The organism is Protofrankia sp. CiT1 (assembly GCF_917627335.1).
GTDB lineage: Bacteria > Actinomycetota > Actinomycetes > Frankiales > Frankiaceae > Protofrankia.
On sequence record NZ_CAKJTP010000246.1, the window covers coordinates 1 to 3,825 of the forward strand.

Annotated in this window: 4 protein-coding genes; 3 read left to right on the plus strand and 1 reads right to left on the minus strand. The window is 67.9% G+C overall.

The features are described from left to right. Positions 1-363 precede the first annotated feature (363 nt). Entirely contained in the window at positions 364-876 is a 513-nt protein-coding gene (locus MJ785_RS20845) for a reverse transcriptase domain-containing protein (protein WP_239311108.1), read from the plus strand. A gap of 66 nt (positions 877-942) precedes the next feature. Here the strand turns inward: MJ785_RS20845 and MJ785_RS20850 are convergent, their stop codons facing one another. Further along, the gene (locus MJ785_RS20850; protein WP_239311107.1) at positions 943-1,512 is read right to left on the minus strand and encodes an NUDIX hydrolase; all 570 of its coding nucleotides are present in this window, start codon (positions 1,510-1,512) and stop codon (positions 943-945) included. A 392-nt stretch (positions 1,513-1,904) separates the two neighbouring features. On the opposite strand from MJ785_RS20850, the gene cas6 reads away from it, so the two are divergent. Then, on the plus strand, positions 1,905-2,654 hold the full coding sequence (cas6, locus tag MJ785_RS20855; RefSeq protein WP_239382494.1) for a CRISPR system precrRNA processing endoribonuclease RAMP protein Cas6: 750 nt from the start codon (positions 1,905-1,907) through the stop codon (positions 2,652-2,654). A gap of 183 nt (positions 2,655-2,837) precedes the next feature. Beyond that, positions 2,838-3,569 carry a 3-oxoacyl-ACP reductase FabG gene (fabG, locus tag MJ785_RS20860; RefSeq protein WP_239311105.1) on the plus strand — a complete coding sequence of 244 codons (732 nt, stop codon included), beginning with the start codon at positions 2,838-2,840 and terminating at the stop codon, positions 3,567-3,569. Positions 3,570-3,825 lie beyond the last annotated feature (256 nt).

Below are 3,825 nucleotides of genomic sequence, written 5' to 3' on the forward strand. Positions count from 1 at the left end.
GTTTCAATGCCCTCATGATCGGGCTGGGGTTAGCGAGGGCACCCCCCTTGGGACCCCCGCTGAGCTGCAACGATGGTACCCCGTTGCGAGCACCCATCCCAGAGGATCTTGATAAAGATCGAAATCCAAGCGCCAAAATAGATCGACATATGCCTTGAGCTGCACAAACAGATCCGTCGAGGATCATGACAAAAGGAGGACCCGGGAAAACGATCTGTACCGATCGCAGCCAGGCCGGCCTGATCCATCACGCGACCGCCACCTCCGAGTCACGATCTCTGATCGGTCACACCATGTGCGACGTGACAAACATCCGACACCATTGGCTACGGTACGCATCATCGGTGGACGGAAGGGCGTTGGATGGGTCAGCTGTACGCGCGGGCGTTCACCTCGCAGGCACTGCTGGACGCCTGGGCGGAGGTCCGCGACGCCGCCCTAGCCGACGGACATCCCGATACCGAGGTAGCCGCGTTCGAAGCCAACGCAGCCCGTAACCTCGACGAACTCGGTACGGCACTCGCGGATGGCGAATGGCTGGCGTCCCCGGTACGCAAAGTGGAGATCCCGAAGCCGTCCGGCGGTGTCCGCATCCTTGGCGTGCCCTGCCTGATCGACAGAGTCGTCGAGCGGGCGCTGCTGCGGGTGCTGGACCCGGTGATCGATCCGCTGCTGATGCCGTGGAGCTTCGCCTACCGCCGTGGGCTCGGCGCCAAGGACGCCCTCGCCGCCTTGGCGGAGGCCCGCGACAGCGGAATGAGCTGGGTCGCCCGGTCGGACATCGAGGACTGTTTCCCGTCCATCCCGCAGTGGGAGGTGCTGCGCCGGCTGCGCGAGGTGGTCGACGACGAACGGGTCATCCACCTGGTGGGTTGAAGCGGTCCCGGTTCCGTGGACAGCGGACCTGAAGGCCACTGTCCACGAGAAAGGGCCGTCATGGGGTCAACACCCAGGCAGGGCGGTCGAGCGGGTGTCAGGCAGGGCCGCGGCAATGCGCTGCCGCAACGTCGCTTTGAGGGTGTCGATTCCACGCCAGGAGGCGGCGGTGACCTCGTCGGTCTGGAGTTGGCGCACGTCAGCGGTGGTGCGGAAGAGGAATCGGAAGTCGACGTGCCGGTGCTCCGGCTCGCCCTTGGCGTCGTTGGCGGGGATTGGGTGGACGTCGATGTGGATCGGCTGGCCACCGACCGATGTGACGGCATCTGCGGGGATACCGGTCTCCTCAGCGAGTTCGCGCAGGGCTGCTTCCAGCAGCGAGGTGTCCTGGCTTTCGAGGTGGCCGCCGGGTAGGAGCCAGCTGTTGAGCGCTCGGTGGTGAATGTGCAGGATGCGTCCGTCGGTGTTGACGATCGCCGCGCCGACGGTGGCATGGCCGCGGAACTCCTTGCGGGAGGTGATGTCGCTGCCGGTGTCCAGGAGGTCGAAGACGGGTACGAGGTCGGGCTTTTCCTCGGGGTGTGCGTCGAGGTAGACAGTCAGGGTGGTGCGGATGTGGTCTGCCGTGATAGCCATGTCGATCACCTGTTGACGTAGGAGAGCCAGATTGCCGCGATCGCGGCGCGGTCGGTTGCGGGAACCTCGTGGATGCCTGGGTGAGGTCGCCACGGGTGAGCATCCTGATCCCGGCAAGTATCTCGGCCCGGACGCCGACTACTGGATCGTCCGATAGCCACGAGGGATCCGTGTTCCAAGCGTCCGCCGGCGGACGGTGCCCAGTCAGCAGGCGTCGGTGCGGGCCTTGCTCTCCTGGGCCTGGCCATCCCAGTCGATGCCGCCGTGAAGGTCGAGGTATGCGTCCGTCAGCGCGTCGGTCCGCGCATCGAACCGGTCGAGGGAACCACTGGTGGTGGACCGGGCTCGGCTACTGTGAGCATCGGGGTTCAGGGCCCATGTAGGGGGATGCGATGCCGGCTTCGCTGTCGCTGAAGTTCGCGACACCGCCGCGCTCGCCGTTACCCCGCCATCTGCTCGGTGCCGCCGCCCGGCTTTTCGAAACTCCCGACTCCGACCATCACGCTGACACGAAACCGTTCGCGGCCGGCCTGCTCCGGCCGTCGGCAGGCTCCGCCGGCCCGGGAAAGCCGGGCGACTCCCCGGCGATGACGGTGTGGCGGCTGGGATGGCTCGGCCACGGCGACCTGCCACCGACCTGGCCGCCGCGGACGGTTCGCTTCGGGCCGTACGAGCAACCGGTCATGGGGTTCGACGCGGACCTCTGGCCGTTCGCGCGGCTGGCGTCGGTCGGGCCGGCCCGGCGGGTCCGGCTGCGGATGCTCACCCCCACCTTCTTCTCCCGCAACGGCCGGGACCTGCCGCTGCCCGAACCGGTGCTGATCGTGCGCTCACTGCTCGCCCGGTGGAACGCCCACGCCCCGGACACCCTGACGATCGATGACAGCGCCGCCCGTGAGCTGGTCGGCTCGGTGTTCCTGGACGCGGTGTCCGGCGCGAGCGAGCAGGTTCCGGTTACCGAACAGATCCGCCAGGTCGGTTTCGTGGGCGAGGCCGAGCTACGCCTGTTGAAGACGGCGTCGGCGGCCGCGGCCGAGGTGTTCGGCGCGCTCATGCGGTTCGCGGCGATCGCCGGGGTCGGTGCGCAGACCACGCACGGCTTCGGAGCTGTCGACATCAGGAACAGACAAATCGGGAAGTGACGCCGCCCGACCGCCCCGCCGGATGAGCCGTGGCCGTCCCGCCAGCATCCGCGCCAGGCGCGATCACGCGCCCGCGACCGGCCGGGCGCGGTATTACTGCTGAGAAGGACCCGCCTGAGCTGCGGCGGAGCCGATGAGATGCGCGCCGTCGGCGCGCCCGGACGCGTGGGGAAGGGAACACCCGTGGGACTGCTCGAGGACAAGGCGGCTGTCATCACCGGTGGCGCGCAGGGCCTGGGGCTCGCCATCGCCCAGCTCTTCGTCGCCAACGGCGCCAGGGTGGTGCTCGCCGACATCAACGTCGAGAAAGCCGCCGAGGCCGCGAAGGAACTGGGGCCGGCGATCGCCGTCCGCACGGATGTCACCAGGGAGGACGACGTCCAGGCGCTCGTCGAGGCCTGCCAGCGGGAGTACGGGCGGATCGACATCATGGTCAACAACGCCGGCATCACCCGCGACGCCAGCATGAAGAAGATGTCCGCCGACGACTTCCGGCTCGTGATCGACATCCACCTGTTCGGCGCGTGGCTCGGCACCAAGGCAGCCGGTCTCGCCATGAAGGAACAGGGCGGCGGTTCGATCATCAATATGTCATCGATCTCCGGGAAGGTCGGCAACTTCGGCCAGACCAACTACAGCGCGGCCAAGGCCGGCATCGTCGGTCTCACCAAGGCCGCCGCGAAGGAGCTGGCCAAGGGCGGGGTGCGGGTCAACGCCATCCAGCCCGGTCTGATCCGGACCGCCATGACCGAGGCGATGCCGCGGGACGTCTGGGAGTCGAAGCTGACCGAGATCCCGCTGGGACGGGCGGGCGAACCAGCCGAGGTGGCCGGCGCCGCGCTGTTCCTGGCCAGCGAGCTGTCGAGCTACATCACCGGGACGGTGCTGGAGATCTCCGGCGGGCGCCACATCTGACGGCTTAGAGCGCCCGGCAATAGGGGCGTGGATCAAGGAGCGGGGCTGGGGTGCGTGCATCGCGAGGCGGAGGAGGGAGCCACCGGAGGTGTTGGGTGGCGACTGACGACAACACGGCGAGGTGCGTGCCCCAGCCCCGCGACGCCGCGTCCCCTATTGCCGGGCGCTCTTAGCCGGCTGACGACGAGAATCCGTCCGCGACGCTCAGTAACCACTGGCATGCGGCTGCTTCCCTACGCCACGATGGCCCGGATCA